Source organism: Flavobacterium soyangense, assembly GCF_015277675.1.
Classification (GTDB): domain Bacteria; phylum Bacteroidota; class Bacteroidia; order Flavobacteriales; family Flavobacteriaceae; genus Flavobacterium; species Flavobacterium soyangense.
In genome coordinates, this window is record NZ_JADHEC010000001.1 from 106,730 (window position 1) to 129,458 (window position 22,729).

Annotated in this window: 26 protein-coding genes; 25 read left to right on the forward strand and 1 reads right to left on the reverse strand. The window is 34.4% G+C overall.

Annotated elements, in window-relative coordinates:
* Positions 1-29: 29 nt before the first annotated feature.
* The 6 genes from IR213_RS00455 to IR213_RS00470 all read left to right on the forward strand — a co-directional run bounded on the left by IR213_RS00455 (position 30) and on the right by IR213_RS00470 (position 3,389).
* The gene (locus tag IR213_RS00455; protein WP_194310345.1) at positions 30-1,109 is read left to right on the forward strand and encodes a sensor histidine kinase; all 1,080 of its coding nucleotides are present in this window, start codon (positions 30-32) and stop codon (positions 1,107-1,109) included.
* On the forward strand, positions 1,106-1,375 hold the full coding sequence (locus IR213_RS16175) for a hypothetical protein (protein ID WP_228479045.1): 270 nt from the start codon (positions 1,106-1,108) through the stop codon (positions 1,373-1,375). The genes IR213_RS00455 and IR213_RS16175 overlap by 4 nt, the downstream gene beginning before the upstream one ends.
* A 32-nt stretch (positions 1,376-1,407) precedes the next feature.
* On the forward strand, positions 1,408-1,611 hold the full coding sequence (locus IR213_RS16180) for a hypothetical protein (RefSeq protein ID WP_228479046.1): 204 nt from the start codon (positions 1,408-1,410) through the stop codon (positions 1,609-1,611).
* A 30-nt stretch (positions 1,612-1,641) separates the two neighbouring features.
* Positions 1,642-2,010: a Fic family protein gene (locus tag IR213_RS16185; protein ID WP_228479047.1), complete on the forward strand. Its 369-nt coding sequence runs from the start codon at positions 1,642-1,644 to the stop codon at positions 2,008-2,010.
* A gap of 278 nt (positions 2,011-2,288) precedes the next feature.
* Entirely contained in the window at positions 2,289-2,576 is a 288-nt protein-coding gene (locus IR213_RS00465) for an ArsR/SmtB family transcription factor (RefSeq protein WP_194310346.1), read from the forward strand.
* Positions 2,577-2,639: 63 nt separating this feature from the next.
* The gene (locus tag IR213_RS00470) at positions 2,640-3,389 is read left to right on the forward strand and encodes an SDR family oxidoreductase (RefSeq protein WP_194310347.1); all 750 of its coding nucleotides are present in this window, start codon (positions 2,640-2,642) and stop codon (positions 3,387-3,389) included.
* Between the two features lie 300 nt (positions 3,390-3,689).
* Here IR213_RS00470 and IR213_RS00475 read toward each other — a convergent pair whose 3' ends face one another.
* On the reverse strand, positions 3,690-4,517 hold the full coding sequence (locus IR213_RS00475; protein ID WP_194310348.1) for an alpha/beta hydrolase family protein: 828 nt from the start codon (positions 4,515-4,517) through the stop codon (positions 3,690-3,692).
* 282 nt (positions 4,518-4,799) lie between these two features.
* Here IR213_RS00475 and IR213_RS00480 point away from each other — a divergent pair, with 282 nt between their 5' ends.
* From IR213_RS00480 to IR213_RS00570, 19 genes are all read left to right on the forward strand, one after another.
* The gene (locus tag IR213_RS00480) at positions 4,800-6,029 is read left to right on the forward strand and encodes a TMEM143 family protein (RefSeq protein WP_194310349.1); all 1,230 of its coding nucleotides are present in this window, start codon (positions 4,800-4,802) and stop codon (positions 6,027-6,029) included.
* A 440-nt stretch (positions 6,030-6,469) separates the two neighbouring features.
* Entirely contained in the window at positions 6,470-8,221 is a 1,752-nt protein-coding gene (gene aspS / locus IR213_RS00485; RefSeq protein WP_194310350.1) for an aspartate--tRNA ligase, read from the forward strand.
* A gap of 125 nt (positions 8,222-8,346) precedes the next feature.
* Positions 8,347-8,541 (forward strand): cold-shock protein, encoded by a 195-nt coding sequence (locus IR213_RS00490; RefSeq protein WP_007137066.1) that lies wholly within the window; start codon positions 8,347-8,349, stop codon positions 8,539-8,541.
* A 220-nt stretch (positions 8,542-8,761) separates the two neighbouring features.
* Positions 8,762-9,127, forward strand: coding sequence for an NADH-quinone oxidoreductase subunit A (locus IR213_RS00495; RefSeq protein WP_194310351.1), 366 nt, complete (start codon positions 8,762-8,764; stop codon positions 9,125-9,127).
* Between the two features lie 81 nt (positions 9,128-9,208).
* Positions 9,209-9,757, forward strand: a complete 549-nt coding sequence (locus tag IR213_RS00500) for an NADH-quinone oxidoreductase subunit B (RefSeq protein WP_103805222.1) — start codon at positions 9,209-9,211, stop codon at positions 9,755-9,757.
* Positions 9,758-9,761: 4 nt separating this feature from the next.
* Positions 9,762-10,286: an NADH-quinone oxidoreductase subunit C gene (locus IR213_RS00505; protein WP_194310352.1), complete on the forward strand. Its 525-nt coding sequence runs from the start codon at positions 9,762-9,764 to the stop codon at positions 10,284-10,286.
* Positions 10,287-10,304: 18 nt separating this feature from the next.
* Positions 10,305-11,543, forward strand: a complete 1,239-nt coding sequence (locus IR213_RS00510; RefSeq protein WP_194310353.1) for an NADH-quinone oxidoreductase subunit D — start codon at positions 10,305-10,307, stop codon at positions 11,541-11,543.
* Between the two features lie 50 nt (positions 11,544-11,593).
* Positions 11,594-12,124: a complex I 24 kDa subunit family protein gene (locus tag IR213_RS00515; RefSeq protein ID WP_194310354.1), complete on the forward strand. Its 531-nt coding sequence runs from the start codon at positions 11,594-11,596 to the stop codon at positions 12,122-12,124.
* Between the two features lies 1 nt (position 12,125).
* A complete protein-coding gene (nuoF, locus tag IR213_RS00520; protein ID WP_194310355.1) occupies positions 12,126-13,493 on the forward strand; it encodes an NADH-quinone oxidoreductase subunit NuoF in 1,368 nt (455 codons plus the stop codon).
* Between the two features lie 18 nt (positions 13,494-13,511).
* Positions 13,512-14,177 carry a hypothetical protein gene (locus tag IR213_RS00525; RefSeq protein WP_194310356.1) on the forward strand — a complete coding sequence of 222 codons (666 nt, stop codon included), beginning with the start codon at positions 13,512-13,514 and terminating at the stop codon, positions 14,175-14,177.
* Positions 14,178-14,200: 23 nt separating this feature from the next.
* On the forward strand, positions 14,201-15,226 hold the full coding sequence (locus IR213_RS00530) for an AAA family ATPase (protein WP_194310357.1): 1,026 nt from the start codon (positions 14,201-14,203) through the stop codon (positions 15,224-15,226).
* Positions 15,227-15,235: 9 nt separating this feature from the next.
* The gene (locus IR213_RS00535; RefSeq protein ID WP_194310358.1) at positions 15,236-15,766 is read left to right on the forward strand and encodes a hypothetical protein; all 531 of its coding nucleotides are present in this window, start codon (positions 15,236-15,238) and stop codon (positions 15,764-15,766) included.
* Between the two features lie 6 nt (positions 15,767-15,772).
* Positions 15,773-16,828: a 2Fe-2S iron-sulfur cluster-binding protein gene (locus tag IR213_RS00540; protein WP_194310359.1), complete on the forward strand. Its 1,056-nt coding sequence runs from the start codon at positions 15,773-15,775 to the stop codon at positions 16,826-16,828.
* Positions 16,821-17,873, forward strand: coding sequence for an NADH-quinone oxidoreductase subunit NuoH (nuoH, locus tag IR213_RS00545; RefSeq protein WP_194310360.1), 1,053 nt, complete (start codon positions 16,821-16,823; stop codon positions 17,871-17,873). Before IR213_RS00540 ends, nuoH begins: the two co-directional genes overlap by 8 nt.
* A gap of 101 nt (positions 17,874-17,974) precedes the next feature.
* On the forward strand, positions 17,975-18,520 hold the full coding sequence (locus tag IR213_RS00550) for a NuoI/complex I 23 kDa subunit family protein (RefSeq protein WP_194310361.1): 546 nt from the start codon (positions 17,975-17,977) through the stop codon (positions 18,518-18,520).
* On the forward strand, positions 18,520-19,062 hold the full coding sequence (locus tag IR213_RS00555; protein ID WP_194310362.1) for an NADH-quinone oxidoreductase subunit J family protein: 543 nt from the start codon (positions 18,520-18,522) through the stop codon (positions 19,060-19,062). The genes IR213_RS00550 and IR213_RS00555 overlap by 1 nt, the downstream gene beginning before the upstream one ends.
* A 1-nt stretch (position 19,063) precedes the next feature.
* The gene (nuoK, locus tag IR213_RS00560) at positions 19,064-19,384 is read left to right on the forward strand and encodes an NADH-quinone oxidoreductase subunit NuoK (RefSeq protein WP_194310363.1); all 321 of its coding nucleotides are present in this window, start codon (positions 19,064-19,066) and stop codon (positions 19,382-19,384) included.
* A 6-nt stretch (positions 19,385-19,390) separates the two neighbouring features.
* Entirely contained in the window at positions 19,391-21,262 is a 1,872-nt protein-coding gene (gene nuoL / locus IR213_RS00565) for an NADH-quinone oxidoreductase subunit L (protein WP_194310364.1), read from the forward strand.
* Positions 21,263-21,275: 13 nt separating this feature from the next.
* A complete protein-coding gene (locus IR213_RS00570; protein WP_194310365.1) occupies positions 21,276-22,727 on the forward strand; it encodes a complex I subunit 4 family protein in 1,452 nt (483 codons plus the stop codon).
* The last annotated feature ends 2 nt before the right edge of the window (positions 22,728-22,729 follow it).

The window sequence follows — 22,729 nt, forward strand, 5'->3', positions numbered from 1 at the left end:
GTTTGCACTAAATGCAAACTATTTAAAAAATGAAAATAAGTTTCAGAAAAACCTATAAGTTCGCCATAATATCTGCATTATACATCAGCCTTTTTGCCACTTTTTTTGTAATAGTATTGGCAAAAGCAATGTTTAAATTTCCAGCCCAAAGAATACTGTCTTTTGGAGTTATTTTTCTTTTTATAATTTATATATTTTCATTTCTTGTTATCCAATATCGGGTCGAAAGATTCATTTATCGAAGGGTAAAAAAAATCTATGATGACATCTCATTATTAGAATCCAGTACTTTTATAAACCAGCCCATAACAACTGATATGGAAGCGTTGACCAGAGAAGTCAAAAAGTTTGCCACTGACAAGAAACTGGAAATCGAAATGCTTAAAGTTCGGGAAGAATATCGCAGAGAATTTCTAGGGAATGTTTCTCACGAACTAAAAACGCCTTTGTTTACCGTACAAGGATATTTGTCAACACTTATTGATGGTGCGATGGAAGATAAAACTATTCGGAAAAAATACCTGAAACGTGCCGAAAAAGGGGTCGAAAGATTAATCTATATCGTAGAAGATTTAGATATGATAACCAAGCTTGAGGTGGGTGATTTGAATTTGGAATTTTCTGAATTTGATATCGTCGAACTAATTCAAAATGTTTTCGATTTATTAGAAATGAAAGCTGACAAAAAGAAAATTACTCTCGCTTTCGATAATTATCACATACAACCCATTTTCGTTAGAGGTGACAAAGACAAAATCCAGCAAGTACTCGAAAACTTGATCGTAAATTCCATAAAATATGGTAAAGAAGGTGGCTTAACTGAAGTCAGAGTGATTAACTTAACCAAGAAAAAAATATTGGTTCGAATAAGTGATAACGGCGAAGGAATTGAAAAACAAAATATTCCAAGACTTTTTGAACGTTTTTATCGAGTGGATAAAAGTGGTTCACGTTCCGAAGGTGGCTCTGGTCTTGGTCTCGCAATTGTAAAACATATTATCGAAGCCCACAAAGAAAAGATATATGTAGAAAGTGAATTTGGAATTGGTTCAGAATTTTCCTTTACGATCAAAAAGCTCTTACAGAACAATTTAGATATATTAGATTGAATGCCTTAAAAATAGGTGCAACTTCATTTTTTAATTACACTGAAAGTTCGATCCCTCATTATAAAAATGGCAAAAGACTATGTTTTAAAAGAGAAGAAAGTCCGGATATTAACAAAGAAACCAATGCCTTTCGAAATTTTGCCTTCTTTGAAGCCTATTTTTCAAACTACATCGAAGGAACTATTTTTGAAATAAAAGAAGCTAAAAGCATCATTCAAACCGAACACCAATTCCCAATTAGGACGAAGATTCTCACGACATTTTAGGAGCCTACATATTAGTTAGTAATCAAACGGAAATGAGTACAACCCCTTCAAATTACGATGAATTACTGAACATATTACAATACAGGCATCAAATACTATTGGGAGCTAGAACCTCAAAAAAACCAGGTCAATTCAAAGACAAAAACAACCGGGCTAGCGAAACACACTTTGTCGACCACACCTTAGTAAGAGAAACATTAATAAAAGGATTTGATTACTACCAAGCACTGCAATAACCATTCGCTAAGGCAGCATATATTATATTTATGATAAGCGAAATACATCCATTCTTGGATGGAAATGGCAGAATTGCAAGAGTAATGATGAATGCCGAATTAGTAATAGCAAACCAAACTCGAATCATAATTCTAACAGTGTATCGCGATGACTATTTAGGAGCATTAAGAAGACTAACAAGAAATGATAATCCGGCGGCATATATCAGAATGTTGCAAAGAGCACAAGAATTTAGTGCTTCACTCCTAGCAAGCGATATGCAAGCATTAGAAAATCATTTAACGCTAAGCAATGCCTTCAAAGAACAATTCTGGAAATTTTTGGTAATTCTGGAAACCATTGCAGCACCCAAAGATAATGCCAACCAACCAATAACTGTTTTGGTGAAAATGAGCTGATTGTGATTAAAATCACCTACTTCAACACCACATAGACTAAGTAGCCTATCTATAATTATGGAGTCAAATAAAGGAAAAAATTGGTTTATAGCGGCCAAAAATAAAGCAATGAAAAAAAGTGTTTTATGAGTTTTGATGTAAGTCTATAAAATTTTCATAGAGATTTTTTAAGGAAAATAATTCAAACTAAAATTAGTAGCTGAAGTATCTTTTTGGGCAAATTTAAAAATATATCGAAATATTTCGATATATTAAAATCCGTTTTTTACCTTTGCCCAATGATTGCAAGTTTAAATATAAAACAGGTCGAAAAAATTTCTAAAGCTTTGGGTGATCCATATCGTTTAAAGATTTTGAAAATCATTAGTGAAAACCAAAATTTTTCCAAATGCTGTGATATTTCGGCTGAGTTTAATTTGGCTCAATCGACCATGTCGCATCATATAAAACAACTTGTAGATGCAGATTTATTGATTGCTGGCAAAGAGGGACGTAATCTAAAATTTGTTGTAAACAAAGAAGTATGTACTGCTTATGTGGATTATATCAACAGTTTAGTGGTTTAGCTTTTTTTAATTAAATACATCGAAATATATAAATATTTAAATACTTAAAACAATAGAATTATTATGCAAAAATTAAAAAACAAAGTAGCGGTAATTACTGGGGGTAATAGTGGAATAGGATTAGCAACGGCAAAATTATTTGCAGAACAAGGTGCTAAAGTGGCGATTACAGGCCGAAATAAAAAAACAATTGACGAAGCAGTTTTAGAAATTGGGAATGCTTCTATTGGTTTGGTAAGTGATGTGTCGGATTTGAACAACATCGATGCTACTTTCGGAACGATTAAAGAAACTTTTGGGAAAATTGACGTTTTAGTCGTGAATGCAGGTGTATTTATCGCAGCACCTTTAGCTGATTATACAGAAGAAATGTTTGACCAAACTAGTGATATTAACTTCAAAGGGGTTTTCTTCACCATTCAAAAAGCATTACCACACCTTAATGATGGTGCTTCGATTGTTATCACTGCATCTACGGTGGTTCACAAAGGATTTGTGACAACAGCAGCTTATTCTGCTTCAAAAGCGGCGGTTCGTTCGTTGGCAAGAACTTTTTCAGCTGAATTGTTGGATAGAAATATCCGTGTAAATGTACTTTCTCCTGGTCCTATTGACACACCAATATTCTCAAGAAATGGAGCTTCCGAAGAAGAAGCCAACGGTGCGAAAGCTTATTTTGCGTCTGGAATTCCAGCAAAACGGTTGGGAACTCCAGAAGAAATGGCCGCAGGATTTCTTTATCTAGCTTCCGATGATTCTAAGTTTATGATTGGTGGCGAATTGTTGCTTGATGGAGGAGCGGCTACACTGTAATTATTGACTCACTATTGATGTAAAAAGGCTTCCGTTATAGACTGCCCCCAAAAAGTTAGACACTATTTGGGGGTATTTTTATGAAAAGAAAAGTCGCTTTGGTGCTTGTCTGCGACGAGTACCTATTTAAATTAGAAAATAAATCATAGCGTTTGTAACGCGATTACCAGAAAAAGAGTTGCTTTGCAAATTGCGAATTTTGCACACGAACGACAGCAAACTAACGATGTAAACTGTACCCATCTGTAGAAAGAATTCCATAAAAATAAAGCTCTCTCAAAAGTCGGGTGTGTTATGCCATTATAATGATTCAAAGAATTTTGCGATTTGGCTCAGGGCTAATTGCAAATCATTGGGTAAATCAGTACTTGTATAAGGATGTGAGGCACCAAAAACATGATTGGCCTCTTCAATAATTGACACTTTACAATTGGGTAGGTTTTTTACCAAATTAATCTCTGTTACAGGAACTGCTTCGTCATTTCCACCATGGATCAATAAAAATTTTCGTTTATCCCCTTTCAGTAAATTTCGGAGATCCAGTTTCTCCTTTATTTTCTGTGTGTTTTCAACTAATTGATAATACAGCGGCATTTTTTGTTTTGTTCTTCCGTTGAGGACAAATTTCACTCCATTTTCTTTCCATAGTGTATCTTTCAACTTTCCATAGCGTGCTACTGGGTTCAACACTGCTGCTAAGGTGGCACAAGCACTAATTTCCGGATGCGACAAAGTATAGGCCAAAGCCGTTGCCCCTCCTTTAGAATGCCCGATGAAAAATAGTTTCTCAAAATCTATGCATTCTGCAAAACTTTCTTTTTTAAGATGGAATAACAAAGCCTCTATATCTTCGAGCTCTTTTTCAAAATTATTGTTGCCAAAGGCTTCCAAATCGACAAAATCCAAAGGATATTCTGGAGCCGTTCCGTTGTGAGAAAAATTGAATTTTAGAAATTGAAACCCATTTTGCACAAAATAATTTTCCATCAAGTTGAATGCGCCCCAATCCTTGAATCCATTGAATCCATGACAAAATACAATGAGTGGTCGCTTTTGGTTTTCGATGTATTGAATATCATAGCCTGCTAGTTTACCTTCGGCGCCAGTGTATGTTCCTTGTTGTTTCATAAATCAATTGTTTTATAAAAATAGTGTAAAGCCCACAAAGATAGCACCAGCTACTAAACGAATCCTTTCGTTTGGCATTTTCTTTAGAAAAAATTAATTAATCCTAATGGTGTTATCTTTTTTGAAGCAAACCATATATTGTGTTTTCCTGCTAAAAAAACCACAAAACACAATCCTTATCACTTAAAGAAACCGACAATATTTAATTTTAATGGGTTTGTGTCTTATCTTTGCCAGACGTATAAAAAACATTCTATTATAGATTAATGTACCAAATTTAAAATGAAACGAGAACATTATATTCCATTTGACAAGGAATTCATACTCGAACAACAACTAACAGCCTTTGCTGATGACCTAAAAAAGGTCGAAGATTTCAAAAAGTTATTCGATATAATAGAACATTATTTTCACTACGAAGCCTTTAATCTTATCCGTAATTTAAAACAAAATTACGCTGCATTTAATCCTGATTTAAGTCCAAACGAACGAGAAGAATTTAATGGCAAAAGTGATTTTCTGAGTTTTAAAGAAACGCTTCGTAACGTTCTTAATCACGCCAATTATAGTCGTGTTGATAAAGAAACTTTAGACAAAGCCTTAAAAAATTCTGATTTAATAGGTTTAAATCTTGACATAGATTTTAAGTTTTTTAAAGAGTATGAATTGTATGTTCAAGGCAATCATACGACAAAAGAAAAAGTAAGTAATTATTTTTTTTGGAAGAAAGAAATAGAGGTCCAATACTATGACCGTGTAATGGTTTACCTTAATTATAAGGATTCCAATTATTTTAAAAACAAAAAAATTGATTTAGAAAAGCTTCTTATTGATCCTAATTGTATTGTCTTAAAAGTATTTAAACGAGTACCGAAAAACGATCTCGAAACCGTATTCCCAAATGCGACTCCTAGGATGTTCACAACGGATAAACTATTATTTTGGATTCCTGCTATTGTAGGAGTCTTTTCGTTATTGAGTACCAAAGTTATTCCGGCACTACTAAAAATGGATGCTGCATACAAATCGGGTGAGACAATTGATTTATTAGATAGTAAAACATCATTGACCCAAGGTTTAATTGCGTTAGGAATATTGGCGGCTTACTTATTTCGCCAATACAATAACTTTGTAAACAAGAAGATAAAATATTCGAAAATGCTTTCGGATAGCCTTTATTTTAAAAATTTAGGGAATAATAGCGGCGCATTTTATTCTTTATTAAACTCATCGGAAGAAGAGGTGCTTAAAGAAACGCTTTTGGCTTACTCTTTTTTAAATCGAAGCAAAAACCCATTAACAGCCGAAGAACTCGACAATCAAATTGAAGCTTGGTTCCAAAAAAAGCTAAAAACAAACCTTGATTTTGACGTGAAAGATGCCTTATTGAAATTACAAAGCATTGGTCTTGGCATCGAAACCAATGGAAAATGGGAAGTCATTCCTTTAGACAAAGCACTCATTCGAATAGATGAAATATGGGATGGAATTTTTGACTATAACCAAAAATAGCTTTTCTAAAATCAAAATCGGCTGACGCAAAAATTTGCGACAGCCGATTTTTTTATAGACGCTATAGTATTGATTTAATACACAGAAAGAGTTGTTTATTTTCTAAATCATTTCTCAAATTTCTGTCAACATTAACGTCTTTGTATAGTGTAAAGCTAAAAAAATATTTTTTATAAAAAAAATATTTTGCAGACAATTTTAGCTCATTTTTATACGGTGAACATTCGAAAATTCTCAAACAAAAATCCTTTCCGCTCATTTTTTTAATCTTTCGGATTTCATAATCCATATATTCATAATTAGTCCTAAATTTGCAATCTAAAATTAAGATAATGTACAGAAGTCATAATTGTGGCATTTGAAATTAAAAGGAGGAAGCCCAGTGGGCTTCAGGTATTTTGCATTAGTAAAAAAGCATATTAAAAATAAAAATAAACAAAATGTATAGAAGTCATAATTGTGGCGAACTCAACGTATCACATATCAACACCGAAGTTACGCTTGCAGGTTGGGTTCAAAAATCTAGAGATAAAGGATTTATGAATTGGGTCGATTTGCGTGACCGTTATGGAGTTACCCAATTAATTTTCGACGAAAGTCGTTCTCAAAAAGAAGTTTTTGAACTAGCCAAAACCTTGGGTCGTGAATTCGTGATTCAAGCCAAAGGAACCGTTATCGAACGTGAAGCCAAAAATGCAACGATGGCAACCGGCGATATCGAAATCCTGGTTACAGAATTAAAAATATTGAATGCTGCATTGACTCCACCTTTCACGATTGAAGATGAAACCGATGGTGGTGAAGACATTCGAATGAAATACCGTTACCTGGACATTCGTAGAAATCCAGTAAAAAATAACCTGCTTTTTCGTCATAAAGTGGCAATGGAAGTTCGAAAATACCTTTCGGACTTGGATTTTTGCGAAATTGAAACTCCTTATTTAATCAAGTCAACTCCTGAAGGAGCAAGGGATTTTGTGGTTCCTTCGAGAATGAACGAAGGTCAATTTTACGCATTGCCGCAATCGCCGCAAACTTTCAAACAATTGTTGATGGTGGGCGGAATGGACAAATATTTCCAAATCGTGAAATGTTTCCGTGACGAGGATTTACGCGCAGATCGTCAACCGGAATTTACACAAATCGATTGCGAAATGGCATTTGTCGAACAAGAAGATATTTTGAATATTTTCGAAGGATTGACACGTCATTTATTGAAAGAAATAAAAGGAATCGAAGTAGAAAAATTCCCAAGAATTACCTACGATTACGCAATGAAAACGTATGGTAATGACAAACCGGACATCCGTTTCGGAATGGAATTTGGTGAATTAAACGAATTTACACAAAACAAAGAGTTTTCGGTTTTTAACACTGCCGAATTGGTTGTGGGAATTGCTGTTCCCGGAGCTGGAGAATATTCACGTAAGGAAATTGATGCTTTAATCGAATGGATCAAACGCCCTCAAATTGGCGCAAGCGGAATGGTTTATGCAAAATGCAACGAAGACGGAACCTTCAAATCATCTGTAGATAAATTCTACGACCAGGAAGACATAGCAAATTGGGCAAAAACAACAGGAGCAAAACCGGGCGATATGATTTTTGTGCTTTCCGGACCAGCCGATAAAACAAGAACGCAACTTTCTGCCTTAAGAATGGAATTAGCCAATCGTTTGGGATTGAGAAACCCTGCAGAATTTGCACCGCTTTGGGTTGTTGATTTTCCATTATTGGAATTTGAAGAAGAAACTGGTCGTTATCACGCAATGCACCATCCGTTTACTTCGCCAAAACCAGAAGATATGCACTTATTGGAAACTAATCCAAAAGCGGTTCGTGCTAATGCTTATGATATGGTTTTGAATGGAAATGAAATTGGCGGAGGTTCTATTCGTATTCACGATAAAACAACTCAACAATTGATGTTTAAATATCTGGGCTTTACACCGGAACAAGCTGAAGATCAATTTGGTTTCCTAATGAATGCTTTCCAATATGGCGCACCACCACACGGAGGCTTAGCATTTGGATTAGACAGATTGGTGTCAATTTTGGGTGGACAAGAAACCATTCGTGATTTTATAGCTTTTCCAAAAAATAATTCCGGAAGAGATGTAATGATTGATGCACCGTCTATCATTGATGAATTGCAATTAAATGAATTGCATATAAAATTAGACTTGGTGTAATTCGTCGATAAAATATGCCGTAAAACGTTGAATTTCAATTATTTTTTAAAAAATTAAACAATACTTGCTTTCGTATTATATTAAGTATTACATTTGCTGCATTATAAATTATTATTACTATTACAATGCGTACAGGTACAGTTAAATTTTTCAATGAATCTAAAGGTTACGGATTCATTACAGACGAAGAAACAGGAAAAGACATTTTTGTTCATGCTTCAGGAATCAACGCGGAAGAACTTCGTGAAGGTGACAGAGTTAGTTATGAAGAAGAAGAAGGAAGAAAAGGAAAAGTTGCTGCGAAAGTAGCAGTTATCTAAGCAAAAAAATAATTTTTTGCCTACGAATGTTTAAAGCGTCCCGATAAATCGGGACGCTTTTTTTGGTTTAATGACAACTGAATTTCAGAAAAGTGAATTAAACAAAACACAATTATAAGTTAATTGTGTTTTCCGTCTAACTAAATTTTGTTTTATGCTTGTGTTTTAAATCCCTGAAACCTATCTTTGTTCCGTATTTTAGAATAAAACAATAATCATTATGCAATCAAGTCAATTAGATTTTTTTCCAATACTAATGCAAATGCTCTTAGCTATTGTATTTGTTGCAGCCATAATCATAATTTCCGGGAAATTAGGCCCCAAAAGATCATCATCTGTTAAAGATGCAAACTTCGAATGCGGTGTTGAATCTTTAGGAAATGCACGTATTCCTTTTTCGGTAAAATATTTTTTGGTCGCCATACTTTTTGTATTGTTTGATGTCGAGGTAATTTTCCTTTACCCTTGGGCAATCAATTTTAAGGAATTGGGAATGGAAGGAATGGTTAAAATGGTAATTTTTATGCTTTTGTTGTTGATAGGATTTTTCTATATCATCAAAAAGAAAGCATTAGAATGGGAATAAAAAAATATTTTAAATGTTGAATTTTAAATGGTTTCAAGCATTAATTTATAATTCAAAATTTATAATTCAAAATAATAAAAAATGAGTGATTCAAATATAAAAATGGTTGCCCCTCCTGAAGGTGTATCTGGTGAAGGTTTCTTCGCTACAACACTGAATGATGTTGTTGGATTGGCTCGCGCTAATTCACTTTGGCCATTACCTTTTGCAACTTCTTGTTGCGGAATTGAATTTATGGCAACCATGGCTTCGCATTACGATTTAGCCCGTTTTGGCTCTGAGCGTGTGAGTTTTTCACCTCGTCAAGCTGATATGTTGCTGGTTATGGGAACCATTTCAAAAAAAATGGGGCCAATTTTACGTCAAGTATACGAACAAATGGCAGAGCCCCGTTGGGTAATTGCCGTTGGAGCTTGTGCTTCATCAGGTGGCGTATTCGATACCTATTCTGTTTTACAAGGAATTGACAAAGTAATACCAGTTGACGTATATGTCCCAGGCTGTCCGCCAAGACCAGAACAAATTGTAGACGGCGTAATGAGATTGCAGGAATTAGTAAAGAGCGAATCAGTAAGAAGAAGAAGTTCTCCAGAATATCAAGAATTATTGGCATCTTATAATATCAAATAAGGAAATGAGTTTAGAAACGACACAAATTCAAGATAAATTAGTGGAAACATTTGGCGAAAGCACTTTCCATTTCAATCAGGAAAAAGATATATTTTCGTTTGAAGTGGCAGCCGACAAAATTACCGCTGTTATTCTTTTTTTGAAAAATGACCCAGATTTAAGTTTTCATTTCCTAACCGATTTATGCGGTATTCATTACCCGGACAACGTAGTCGAAAGACAATTTGCCATTGTATACCATATGCACAATTGGTATGAAAACAAACGCATAAAAATTAAGGCATTCCTCAATGGTTCAACACCAGAAATAAAATCAATTTCCAATGTTTTTCTTTGTTCCAATTGGATGGAAAGAGAAACATATGATTTTTACGGAATCAATTTCATTGGTCATCCCCAGTTGAAACGTATATTGAATATGGACGAAATGGTGTCTTTCCCAATGCGAAAAGAATTCCCGATGGAAGATGGAGGAAGAACGGATAAAGATGACCGTTTCTTTGGAAGAACAGCTCAAATAAATAAATAATAAAATTCAACATTATAAATGTCAGAACTATTATTACCACCAGAGCATCGATATGCTAAAATAATAAAAGAAAGCCTAAACGAAGACGGAAGCGAACTTTCAATTCTAAATTTAGGACCAACACATCCAGCAACCCACGGTATTTTTCAAAATGTCTTGTTGATGGATGGGGAACGAATTCTCGAAGCCGAACCAACAATTGGTTATATCCACAGAGCTTTTGAGAAAATTGCCGAAAACCGTCCTTTTTACCAAATCACGCCACTTACAGACCGAATGAATTATTGTTCATCGCCTATAAACAATATGGGTTGGTGGATGACTTTAGAAAAATTGTTGGATATTGAAGTTCCTAAAAGAGTTCAATATTTAAGAGTTATTATAATGGAATTGGCCAGAATTACTGACCACTTAATATGTAATTCAATTCTTGGTGTTGACACTGGAGCCTATACCGGTTTCTTGTACGTTTTTCAATTTAGGGAGAAAGTGTATGAAATCTACGAAGAAATTTGTGGAGCCCGTTTAACAACGAATATGGGAAGAATAGGTGGTTTCGAAAGAGATTGGTCGCCGGAAGCTTTCCGCAAATTAGATGTGTTTTTGAAAGATTTTCCAATTGCTTGGAAAGAATTTGAAAACCTTTTCGAAAGAAACAGAATTTTTATTGACAGAACGGTAAACGTGGGCCCAATTACTGCTGAAAAAGCTATGGCTTATGGATTTACAGGTCCAAATTTACGTGCTGCCGGAATTGATTATGACGTTCGCGTGGCGCATCCTTACTCCTCTTACGAAGATTTTGATTTTATAGTTCCTGTTGGAAAATCAGGCGACACTTATGACCGTTTTTGCGTTCGTAATGCAGAAGTTTGGGAAAGTTTGAGCATCATTCGTCAAGCATTGGAAAAAATGCCGGAAGGAAATGTCTTTCACGCTGATGTTCCTGAATATTATTTGCCTCCAAAAGAAGATGTGTATCAGGATATGGAATCTTTGATTTACCATTTCAAAATTGTAATGGGAGAAATTCCTGTTCCCGTTGCTGAAATATATCACGCTGTTGAAGGCGGAAACGGAGAATTAGGATTTTACTTGGTAACCGACGGAAGCAGAACTCCCTACAGATTACACTTTCGCAGACCTTGTTTTATTTATTACCAAGCGTATCCAGAAATGATAAAAGGCGCAATGCTTTCGGATGCGATAGTAATTTTGTCAAGTTTAAATGTTATTGCCGGAGAATTAGACGCTTAAAGATTTCAGATTGTAGATTAACGATTTTTGATTTCAGATTTAAAATAAAAATGGAAAGAACACAGTACAAACAAGAAATAAACATAACTGAAACATTGATGACTCGCATCAATGAATTAATCAGCCATTATCCTGAAGGAAAACAAAAATCAGCATTGTTGCCAATTTTGCACGAAGTTCAGGATGCTCACGAAAACTGGTTGAGTTTTGAATTAATGAATAAAGTCGCCGAAATACTTCAAATTAAACCAATCGAGGTTTATGAGGTGGTTTCTTTTTATTCGATGTTCAACCAAAAGCCTATTGGCAAATATATGTTCGAATTTTGCAGAACTTCCCCTTGTTGTTTGAATGGCGTTGAAGATTTAATGGATTATACCTGTGAAAAATTAGGCGTTAAAGTTGGCGAAACTACTGCAGATGGCCTTTTTGAAGTAAGAGGTGTAGAATGTTTAGGCGCTTGTGGTTATGCTCCAATGATGCAATTGGGCGATTTTTACAAAGAACACCTTACCAAAGAAAAAGTAGATCAGATCATTGCTGATTGTAGAGATAATAAAATTACGTTACACGATAAATAATATGTCACAAAAAATATTATTAGACAAAGTAAATATTCCAGGGATTAAAACCTATGAAGTGTATCGCCAAAACGGTGGGTATTCTTCTGTGGAAAAAGCCTTAAAAACACTAACGCCTGACGAAATTGTCGAAGAAGTAAAAACTTCAGGATTAAGAGGTCGTGGTGGAGCGGGATTTCCGGCGGGAATGAAATGGAGTTTTATTGACAAAAAATCAGGAAAACCAAGACATTTAGTTTGTAATGCCGATGAATCAGAACCAGGAACTTTCAAAGACAGGTATTTGATGGAATACATTCCTCATTTATTGATTGAAGGAATGATAACTTCCAGTTTTGCTTTGGGTGCCAACCTTTCTTATATTTATATCCGTGGAGAATATATGTGGGTTTACAAAATTTTAGAACGTGCCATTTCCGAAGCAAAAGCTGCTGGTTGGTTAGGAAAAAATATATTAGGAACCGGATACGATTTAGAACTTTATGTTCAAATTGGTGCCGGAGCTTACATCTGTGGTGAAGAAACTGCATTAATAGAATCTTTGGAAGGCAAAAGGGGAAATCCTCGTATCAAGCCACCATTTCCAGCAGTTTCGGGGCTTTGGGCAAATCCAACGGTGGTGAATAATGTCGAAACAATTGCTGCTGTGCCTTGGATTGTGAACAATTCAGGTGCCGATTATGCTAAAATTGGATTAGGAAGATCTACAGGAACCAAATTAATTTCGGCTTCGGGACATATCAAAAATCCTGGCGTTTATGAAATTGAAATGGGATTAAGCGTTTATGAATTTATGAATTCAGATGAATATCTTGGCGGAATGAGTTCAGACCGACCTTTGAAAGCCTTTATTCCCGGAGGATCATCAGTTCCCGTTTTACCGGCTCATTTAATATACAAAACAGCCAATGGAGACGACCGTTTAATGACTTACGAAAGTTTGAGCGACGGTGGTTTTGCAACTGGTTCGATGTTGGGTTCAGGAGGGTTTATTGTCTACAATGACACCGCCTGCATCGTTCGAAATACTTGGAATTTCTCCCGTTTTTACCACCACGAAAGTTGCGGACAATGTTCCCCTTGCCGTGAAGGAACAGGCTGGATGGAAAAAGTGTTAAACCGAATTGAAAACGGATTGGGTCGTGAAGAAGATATCGATTTGCTTTTAAGTATTCAAAGCAAAATCGAAGGGAACACGATTTGTCCATTAGGTGATGCTGCGGCCTGGCCAGTGGCATCGGCGATCCGTCACTTTAGAGAAGAATTTGAATATCACATCCGTTTCCCGGAAAAAATAAAAAATAGAGACCATTTTGTTGCCGAACCTTTTGAAAGTGTAAAACATTTAGTTTCTAAAGTAACAGTATAAAGATAAGAATTTACTACGATGAAAAGGATATATTTAATAGTTTTACTGACAATTTCATTTCAATCATTTTCACAATGTTCTTATTCAACTATTTTTCCCTTTGATTTAGGACTTAATAAATTTGAACTCACTAAATTGATAAATGCAGACAACTCTGTAAAAATAGAAGAAGGTGAATTTTTCAATTGCTGTTCCTGGGACAAAAACCCTAAATTAAAAAACGACAGTATTTATAGATCTCAGATTAGATTGAATCATATACAGGATAAATGCTTCAATGGTAATGATAACACAATTTATTTAGCACTCGTAGATGATAAGCTATACCAAATCAGTATTAATCAGGAATATTCTAAAGATCGATATAATGAAATGATTTTGTGTTACAATAACTATATTAAACTTTTTAAAAGTATATATCCTTATGAAAGTTCTTTTACTTCTTCAACAACAGATACACACGAACAAATTGGTGAAGGAATACGTTTTTATAAACTTCCAGCAGAAAAAAGGAATAAAGTAAAAATTGAAGAAGTTCGTATATCTTTTGAAATACATTATAAAATGGATTATAACAAGGATAAAAAGACGTTTGCAAATACAAATGAAGTTGACAATTACAATTTGAACATAAAAACAACAAATCTAAAGGGAACAAAATTAACGCCTGAATTAGGCTATTAAAAATGTAAAAACAAATTTTTCAATTGAAAAAAATAAATAACATAGAGATTTCTAATTTTAAATCCATCAAACATTTAAAAATTGATGGATGTAAGAAGATTAATGTCTTTGTTGGAATGCCAAATGCAGGAAAAAGTAATATTTTGGAGGCGATTGGTTTAGTTGGAAGTTTGGATTATAGAAATCCAGACATTAAAAAATTTGTCCGTTTCAACGAACCTAATGAATTATTTTTTGAGGGTAATTATTCTAAATCTTCTAATGTTTTAGTAGACAATAATTATGATTTAGAAATAATTCTTTTTCCAGATTGTATTTATTTAAAATATAAAAATATAAAAACAAATGATTCAAAAAGTGTTAAGTATATTCAATCTGAACAAAGTAAAAAAAACACTATAAATTTTGATGAAATTTTAAAAAACGAACATTCTATAAAGAAATATATTTTTAAGGATTTAGGAGAAAGAAAAAAAGTAATAACAGAAAACAATCATAGTTCAAGTTTAATTTATCCATTTGGTATGAATTTACCAGAAGTAGTATCTTCTTTTCCCGAATTGAGAAAACGAGTAAATGATTTATTCAAAGAAAATGGTCTAAAATTATTAATCGAAAAAGGGACAAGTCAGTTAAAAATATTTAGAGAATATCAAGACGGGACAGTTTTTACATTGCCTTACAATATGATAGCCGAAACTCTGCAAAGATTGATTTTTTTCAAAGCAGCAATTATGAGTAACAAAAGCTCCATTTTATTGTTTGAAGAGCCTGAAGCACATTGTTTTGAACCCTATATTTTGGAATTTACAAATGATGTGAAGAATGATGAAAACAATAATCAATTTTTTATAGTTACTCATAGTGATTATATAATTAAAGAATTTTTGAGAGACGACGAAAGCAAGGAAAGCACCAATATTTATTTAGTAAATAATGTTAATGGAGAAACGCAAGTAAAACTTTTGGGAAAAGACAAGAATGAAGATGTGTATGAATATGGAATGAATGTCTTCTTTAATTTTCAAAGCTTATGGGAAACCAATTAATTTAAACCTATGAAGTTAGTTGGTGTAGAATGTTGGGCGGATAAATATTTTTTCGGAAGATTATTAAATGACAAAAATATAATCCGAAAAGAAAGTGGAGATGATGCAGTAATTGATGGTGTTGCAATTAGAAGCAAAGGAAGCTTTAGTGTTGGTATTGTCGATGTAGATAAAGACAAGAAAATTCCGAAAGATTTTACAAAAATTTGCGAAAATGAAAACACACAAATATTCAAACATAATGAAAATTGTCAATTTATAATATTAATTGGACCAAGACAATTTGAACATTGGATTAATGAATATTTAAAGATTAAAAATAGTTCAGTTGAAGATTTTGGATTTGTGAATTTTGTTGAATTTATGAAACAATCAAAATCATTGAAGCCAGAAAATGACGAAAGATTTAAGGATGTAATTAGTTTTGTGATTGAAAATTTTCATAGATCAGAAAATCATATTTTTAAATTAAAAATACATTTAGAATATATATTAGAAAAGAAATATCAATTTAATATTGAAGAATTTCAAAACATTTAATAAGAAATGAAAGTAACCATAGACGGTCAAGCGATTGAGGTAGAACCAGGAACAACCATCCTGCAAGCAGCCAGAATGATTGGTGGAGAAGTAGTCCCGCCAGCCATGTGCTATTATTCTAAACTAAAAGGAAGCGGCGGAAAATGCCGCTGTTGTTTGGTTGAAGTGGCGAAAGGAAGTGAAGCCGATCCAAGACCCATGCCAAAATTAATGGCCTCTTGCGTAACCGGCTGTATGGACGGAATGGAAGTGAACAGCAAATCATCAGCAAGAGTACAAGAAGCAAGAAAATCAGTAACGGAATTCTTGTTGATTAATCACCCGTTGGATTGTCCAGTTTGTGACCAAGCAGGAGAATGCGATTTGCAGAATTTAAGTTTCGAACACGGAAAATCTGAAAGTCGTTATATAGAAGAAAAAAGAACTTTCGAACCGGAAGATATTGGTCCGAATATTCAATTGCACATGAATCGTTGCATTCTTTGTTACCGTTGTGTTATGGTTGCCGATCAAATTACAGATAATCGAGTACACGGAGTGATGGACAGAGGAGATCATTCGAATATTTCTACTTGTGTTTCACAAGCTATTGACAACGAGTTTTCAGGCAATATGATTGATGTTTGTCCAGTTGGTGCTTTGACCGACAAAACTTTTAGATTCAAATCTAGAGTTTGGTTCAACAAACCTTTTGACGCACACAGAGAATGTACAACTCCAGGATGTTGCGGAAAAACAACCGTTTGGATGTTTGGAGACGAAATTCAAAGAGTTACCGGAAGAAAAGACGAGTTCCATGAAGTAGATGAATTTATTTGCAACAGTTGTCGTTTTGACCATAAAGATGTAAACGATTGGGTTATCGAAGGACCAAGAGCATTTGAAAAAGATTCAGTTATCAACCAAAACAAACACTTTGGTAAATTAGAAAAAGTGGTTATTGAAACCGAGGAAACAATTCTTTTAGGAAGAAAAGTAGACCGTAAAAAAATTAGTATGGCCGAGATTGATTACAACGAAAAAATAGATGGCGAACCATTAAATTCTACTAAAAATGGATAGTACGTTTATTATAGAAAAAAGTGTTGTAATCCTTGTGGTGTTTGCCTTTACAATGATAATGGCAATGTATTCTACTTGGGCTGAAAGAAAAGTAGCCGCTTATCTTCAGGATAGAGTTGGTCCAAATCGTGCAGGCTGGGGAGGATTATTTCAACCTCTTGCCGATGGTTTAAAATTGTTTGCCAAAGAAGAGTTTTCTCCAAATACTCCCAATAAATTTTTATTCTTGGTTGGACCCGGAATTGCAATGGGAACCGCTTTGATGACCAGTGCCGTAATTCCGTGGGGCGATAGATTTCACCTATTTGGAAGAGACATTTTACTTCAAGCTACTGATATTGATGTAGCGGTTCTATATGTTTTTGGAGTTGTTTCAGTTGGAGTATACGGAATTATGATTGGAGGCTGGGCTTCTAATAATAAATTTTCATTGATTGGAGCGGTTCGAGCTGCTTCCCAAATGGTTTCTTATGAAGTTGCAATGGGATTATCTGTAGTGGCTTTGTTAATGATGACAGGAACATTGAGTTTAAAAGAAATCTCGATTCAACAATCGGGAATGCACTGGAATGTTTTTTACCAACCATTATCGTTTATCATATTCTTGATTTGTGCATTTGCAGAAACTAACAGAACTCCATTCGACTTACCGGAATGTGAAACCGAATTAATTGGAGGTTATCACACTGAATATTCGTCAATGAAAATGGGTTTTTATTTATTTGCCGAATACGCCAATATGTTTATTTCATCTACTATTTTGGCGGTTTTATTCTTCGGAGGATATAATTATCCCGGAATGAGTTGGGCTGTTGAAAATTGGGGAGTGAACATTGCCAATGTGATAGGGGTTTTAGCCTTATTCATAAAACTATGTGGCTTTATATTCTTTTATATGTGGGTTCGCTGGACTATTCCAAGATTTAGATACGATCAATTGATGCATTTGGGTTGGAGAATTTTGATCCCGCTTTCGATTTTTAATATCATAATCACTGGGATTGTTCTTTTGAGAGTAGAAATAATGGCTTATTTAGGATTTTAATTAGAACTCAAATGCCCTAGCCCTGATAGAAGAGGAAATCCCAAGCTTTTTTGCTTGGATTGAAACGGATAGCAGGATTAAGCTTCAAAAAAAATTAAAAAATGTCAATACAAGAAATATCACTTTCCGGAAGAAAAAAGATAGTCTCTAATAAGGAGATGACTTTTTTCGAACGAATGTATCTTATAGCCATATTTAAAGGCTTATGGATTACTATTAAACACTTTTTTAGAAAAAAAGCCACGATTCAATATCCTGAGCAAGTGCGTGAAATGAGCCCTGTATATCGCGGTCAACATATGCTAAAACGAGATGAACTAGGTCGTGAAAATTGCACCGCTTGTGGATTGTGTGCTTTATCCTGTCCTGCCGAAGCTATCACAATGAAAGCTGCGGAACGCACTGCAGATGAAAAACATTTATACCGCGAAGAAAAATATGCTTCCATATATGAAATCAATATGTTACGTTGCATCTTTTGTGGATTATGTGAAGAAGCTTGTCCGAAAGACGCCATTTATTTGACCATTTCCAAGGAATTAGTTCCCGCAAGTTATAATAGGGAGGATTTCATTTTTGGAAAAGACAAATTGGTAATGCCATTGGATATCGCAATGAAAAATGCTCAACTTAAAAACGCTAACTAATGATACATATCCCTGATTTAGCCAATGCGACGCCAATACAGATTTTATTTTGTATTTTATCAATTGTTACATTAGCTACTGCATTTTTAACGATTTATAGCAGAAATCCGATACACAGTGCCATCTATTTGGTTATTTGTTTCTTCTCGATAGCAGGTCATTATTTGTTATTAAATGCCCAATTTTTAGCAATTGTTCACGTAATTGTCTATGCTGGTGCTATAATGATTTTATTTTTATTCACCGTGATGTTGATGAATTTGAACAAAGAAAATGAAGTTTATAAACCTAGGGTTACACGATTAGGGGCAATTATTTTGTTCTGTTTGATGTGTCTGGTTTTAATAGCAATTTTTATCAATTCGAAACCAATTGCCGATGGCTCATATGAAGTGACTGGTCAAGATTATCAATCAATAAAAGTATTGGGCAAAGTGCTTTTAAACGAATATATGGTTCCTTTCGAATTTGCTTCGGTATTGCTTTTAGTAGCTATGATTGGTGCGGTTTTATTGTCTAAAAAAGAAAAATTAGAGAAATAATATGAATAATATTTTGAATCAAATTGGTATCGAAAATTACATCTTCCTTAGCGTAATACTTTTTTGTATTGGTGTTTTTGGAGTGTTGTACAGACGAAATGCAATCATCGTATTTATGTCAATCGAAATAATGCTAAATGCCGTTAACCTTCTGTTTGTGGCGTTTTCGACTTATCATCAAGATGCACAAGGACAAATTTTTGTATTTTTCTCTATGGCTGTTGCTGCTGCCGAAGTTGCCGTTGGATTGGCAATTTTAGTTTCAATATTCAGAAATTTAGGTACAATTGATGTTGGGAATTTAAAAAACTTAAAAGGATAATCTTCAATGGATACAAGTTTAGTTTTAGTTTTACTATTAGCTCCTTTTTTAGGATTTTTATTTAATGTTTTTCTGGGTAAAAAAGCAGGCAAAAGCATCGTGGGAATTGTAGGGACACTTTCTGTTTTTGTTTCTTTTGCAATGACATTATATTTATTTGGAAACGCAAATCAAGAGCCTGTTGTGATCAACTTATTTGATTGGATTTCGATTCAAAGATTCAACGTAAGTTTTGGATTTCTTATAGATCATTTATCATTGATTTGGTTGTTGTTTGTAACCGGAATTGGATCTTTGATTCATTTGTATTCCATCAGCTATATGCACGATGACGAGAAAATGCATTCGTTTTTCGCTTACTTAAACCTGTTCATTTTCTTTATGATTACCTTGGTAATAGGAAGTAACTTGTTAATGATGTTTATCGGTTGGGAAGGCGTGGGTCTTTGCTCCTACTTGCTAATCGGGTTTTGGTATAAAAACCAAGACTTTAATGATGCCGCCAAAAAGGCTTTCATTATGAACAGAATTGGAGATTTAGGTTTTTTAATCGGAATATTTATTGTGGGTTCATTATTCAACACTTTAGATTTTACTTCTCTTAAAAACATAATTACAACCGCAAAGGACATCAATGATTTTTGGATTGCACTGGCCGCATTAGCTTTATTTATTGGAGCAGCAGGAAAATCAGCACAAATTCCATTATATACGTGGTTGCCTGATGCGATGGCTGGACCAACGCCGGTTTCGGCATTGATTCATGCTGCAACAATGGTTACTGCAGGAATTTTTATGATTACGAGATTGAACTTTTTGTTTGACATGGCTCCAAGTGTTCAAAATATTATTGCGATTGTCGGAGCAGTTACTGCTTTAGTTGCCGCAACGATTGCCTTGGTTCAAAATGACATCAAAAAAGTATTGGCTTATTCTACGGTTTCACAATTGGGATTAATGTTCTTAGCATTAGGATTGGGCGCCTATGAAGTTGCCGTTTTCCACGTAATCACACACGCATTCTTCAAAGCTTGCTTGTTCTTAGGTTCTGGCTCGGTGATTCACGGTTTGCACGGAGAACAAGATATGCGAAAAATGGGTGGCTTGAAAAAAGCGATGCCTATCACTTTTATAACAATGCTGATTGCGGCATTGGCAATTTCAGGAATATTTCCGTTGGCAGGATTTTGGTCTAAAGACGAAATCTTAATGACTGCTTTTCATGCAAACATAGCTTTATGGGTAATTGGTTCTATTGCTTCGATAATGACTGCTTTCTATATGTTTAGATTGATTTATTTAACTTTTTTCAACTCGTTTAGAGGAACCGAAGAACAAAAAAATCATTTACACGAAAGCCCAAGTTTGATTACTTTGCCATTAATCATTTTGGCAATCTTGTCTTTCTTTGGTGGAATAATAAGTTTACCGGGAAACAGTTGGTTGAATAAATATTTAGCTCCATTATTTTCGAAAGTGGTTCACGAAGAACATCAATTTGGAAATACCGAATATATGTTGATGGCAATTGCCACGATTGGTGCCATTATTGGAATCGGAATTGCTTATAAAAAATATCTAAAAGACAATACTATTCCAAGTGAAGATGCTGAAATCACTGGTGTAACCAAAGTTTTATACAACAAATATTATGTTGACGAAGCCTATGATGCAATTTTCGTAAAACCGGTAAATGTGCTTTCAAGTTTCTTTAGAGATTCTGTAGAAACAACTTTATCGGCGCTAATTTTTGGATTAGGAAAAGTAACAAACGAAATCGCTCTACAAGGAAAAAAAATTCACAACGGAAGTGTTGGACTTTATCTTTTCGCTTTTGTTTTAGGCGTTATTGCCATAATAACTTATTTATTTTTATAATAATTTTTACATAATGAATGTAACTACACTATTAATTATTCTTCTTGTTGGCGCATTTGCAACTTATTTTTCGGGTGATAAATGGGCTCCAAAAGTGGCTTTGCTTTTTGGCTTGACCGCTTTTGCAGGTACGATTTGTTTGCTAAGTCAATACAATTTAGGACAAGAAATAAACTACACAAAACTTTGGATTTCAAAACCAAATATTTCTTTTGCTTTACAGGCAGATGGACTTTCGTTAGCAATGCTTTTGTTGACAACAGCTTTGACGCCAATTATCATTTATTCTTCTTTTGGAAATACCTATAAAAATTCGAAAGCTTTTTACGCATTAATCTTGTTTATGACCTTTGCTATGGCGGGAACTTTCCTAGCATCTGATGGTCTTTTATATTATATTTTTTGGGAGTTGTCTTTGATTCCTATTTACTTTATTGCTTTAATTTGGGGTAATGGCGATGCCGAAGAACGCAAAAAAGCAGTGGTGAAATTCTTTATTTACACATTAGCCGGTTCATTGTTTATGCTGGTTGCTTTTATTTATTTATACCAAAAAGCAGGAAGTTTTTTAATCAACGATTTGACTCAACTTAAATTATCTTCAACGGAGCAATTTTGGATATTTTTGGCTTTCTTCTTGGCGTATGCCATCAAAATCCCATTGATTCCATTCCATACTTGGCAGGCAGAAGTATACCAAAAAGCACCTACGGTTGGGACAATGCTGCTTTCTGGGATTATGTTAAAAATGGGATTGTACAGCGTTATTCGTTGGCAATTGCCTATTGCCCCATTAGCTGCAAAAGAATATATGGACGTGTTTATTATACTTGGAATTGCTGGTGTAATTTATGGTTCTATCGTGGCTTTACGCCAAAAAGATTTGAAAAAATTATTGGCTTATTCTTCTTTGGCACACGTTGGATTAATAGCTGCCGGTTCATACACTTTAACGCTTGACGGATTTCGTGGTGCTGTTTTACAAATGATAGCTCATGGATTTGTTGTGACTGGATTGTTCTTGGTTGCCGAAATCATTTTCAGAAGATACGAAACACGAAAGATTTCAGAAATGGGCGGTATCCGTGCACAATCACCAAAATTTACCTCGATGTTTATGATCTTGGTTTTAGCATCAGTTGCCTTGCCATCGACATTTAACTTTGTGGGAGAATTTACGGTTTTGTATAGCCTTTCGCAAGTGAACATTTGGTTTTCACTTCTTGGAGGAACGACCATAATATTGGGTGCTTATTATATGTTGAAAATGTTTCAACACGTAATGCTGGGCGAGACCAATGTGAGATTATTTGCAGACGTGACTTTCAACGAAGGCTTATGTTTGGTGATTATCATTGCCGTTTTGTTTTTCTTTGGAATGTATCCAAAACCAATTATTGACTTGATTACACCAAGTCTCGAAAATATTTTAACTCAAGTAAACAGATTTAACCAAGTCAAATAAAA

Excerpts from the sequence above, each read along its gene's own strand:
- IR213_RS00455 (WP_194310345.1), top strand. The coding sequence starts at position 30 with ATGAAAATAAGTTTCAGAAAAACCTATAAGTTCGCCATAATATCTGCA.
- IR213_RS16180 (WP_228479046.1), top strand. The coding sequence starts at position 1,408 with ATGAGTACAACCCCTTCAAATTACGATGAATTACTGAACATATTACAA.
- IR213_RS16185 (WP_228479047.1), top strand. The coding sequence starts at position 1,642 with ATGATAAGCGAAATACATCCATTCTTGGATGGAAATGGCAGAATTGCA.
- IR213_RS00465 (WP_194310346.1), top strand. The coding sequence starts at position 2,289 with ATGATTGCAAGTTTAAATATAAAACAGGTCGAAAAAATTTCTAAAGCT.
- IR213_RS00470 (WP_194310347.1), top strand. The coding sequence starts at position 2,640 with ATGCAAAAATTAAAAAACAAAGTAGCGGTAATTACTGGGGGTAATAGT.
- IR213_RS00475 (WP_194310348.1), bottom strand. The coding sequence starts at position 4,517 with ATGAAACAACAAGGAACATACACTGGCGCCGAAGGTAAACTAGCAGGC.
- IR213_RS00480 (WP_194310349.1), top strand. The coding sequence starts at position 4,800 with ATGAAACGAGAACATTATATTCCATTTGACAAGGAATTCATACTCGAA.
- aspS (WP_194310350.1), top strand. The coding sequence starts at position 6,470 with ATGTATAGAAGTCATAATTGTGGCGAACTCAACGTATCACATATCAAC.
- IR213_RS00490 (WP_007137066.1), top strand. The coding sequence starts at position 8,347 with ATGCGTACAGGTACAGTTAAATTTTTCAATGAATCTAAAGGTTACGGA.
- IR213_RS00495 (WP_194310351.1), top strand. The coding sequence starts at position 8,762 with ATGCAATCAAGTCAATTAGATTTTTTTCCAATACTAATGCAAATGCTC.
- IR213_RS00500 (WP_103805222.1), top strand. The coding sequence starts at position 9,209 with ATGAGTGATTCAAATATAAAAATGGTTGCCCCTCCTGAAGGTGTATCT.
- IR213_RS00505 (WP_194310352.1), top strand. The coding sequence starts at position 9,762 with ATGAGTTTAGAAACGACACAAATTCAAGATAAATTAGTGGAAACATTT.
- IR213_RS00510 (WP_194310353.1), top strand. The coding sequence starts at position 10,305 with ATGTCAGAACTATTATTACCACCAGAGCATCGATATGCTAAAATAATA.
- IR213_RS00515 (WP_194310354.1), top strand. The coding sequence starts at position 11,594 with ATGGAAAGAACACAGTACAAACAAGAAATAAACATAACTGAAACATTG.
- nuoF (WP_194310355.1), top strand. The coding sequence starts at position 12,126 with ATGTCACAAAAAATATTATTAGACAAAGTAAATATTCCAGGGATTAAA.
- IR213_RS00525 (WP_194310356.1), top strand. The coding sequence starts at position 13,512 with ATGAAAAGGATATATTTAATAGTTTTACTGACAATTTCATTTCAATCA.
- IR213_RS00535 (WP_194310358.1), top strand. The coding sequence starts at position 15,236 with ATGAAGTTAGTTGGTGTAGAATGTTGGGCGGATAAATATTTTTTCGGA.
- IR213_RS00540 (WP_194310359.1), top strand. The coding sequence starts at position 15,773 with ATGAAAGTAACCATAGACGGTCAAGCGATTGAGGTAGAACCAGGAACA.
- nuoH (WP_194310360.1), top strand. The coding sequence starts at position 16,821 with ATGGATAGTACGTTTATTATAGAAAAAAGTGTTGTAATCCTTGTGGTG.
- IR213_RS00550 (WP_194310361.1), top strand. The coding sequence starts at position 17,975 with ATGTCAATACAAGAAATATCACTTTCCGGAAGAAAAAAGATAGTCTCT.
- IR213_RS00555 (WP_194310362.1), top strand. The coding sequence starts at position 18,520 with ATGATACATATCCCTGATTTAGCCAATGCGACGCCAATACAGATTTTA.
- nuoK (WP_194310363.1), top strand. The coding sequence starts at position 19,064 with ATGAATAATATTTTGAATCAAATTGGTATCGAAAATTACATCTTCCTT.
- nuoL (WP_194310364.1), top strand. The coding sequence starts at position 19,391 with ATGGATACAAGTTTAGTTTTAGTTTTACTATTAGCTCCTTTTTTAGGA.
- IR213_RS00570 (WP_194310365.1), top strand. The coding sequence starts at position 21,276 with ATGAATGTAACTACACTATTAATTATTCTTCTTGTTGGCGCATTTGCA.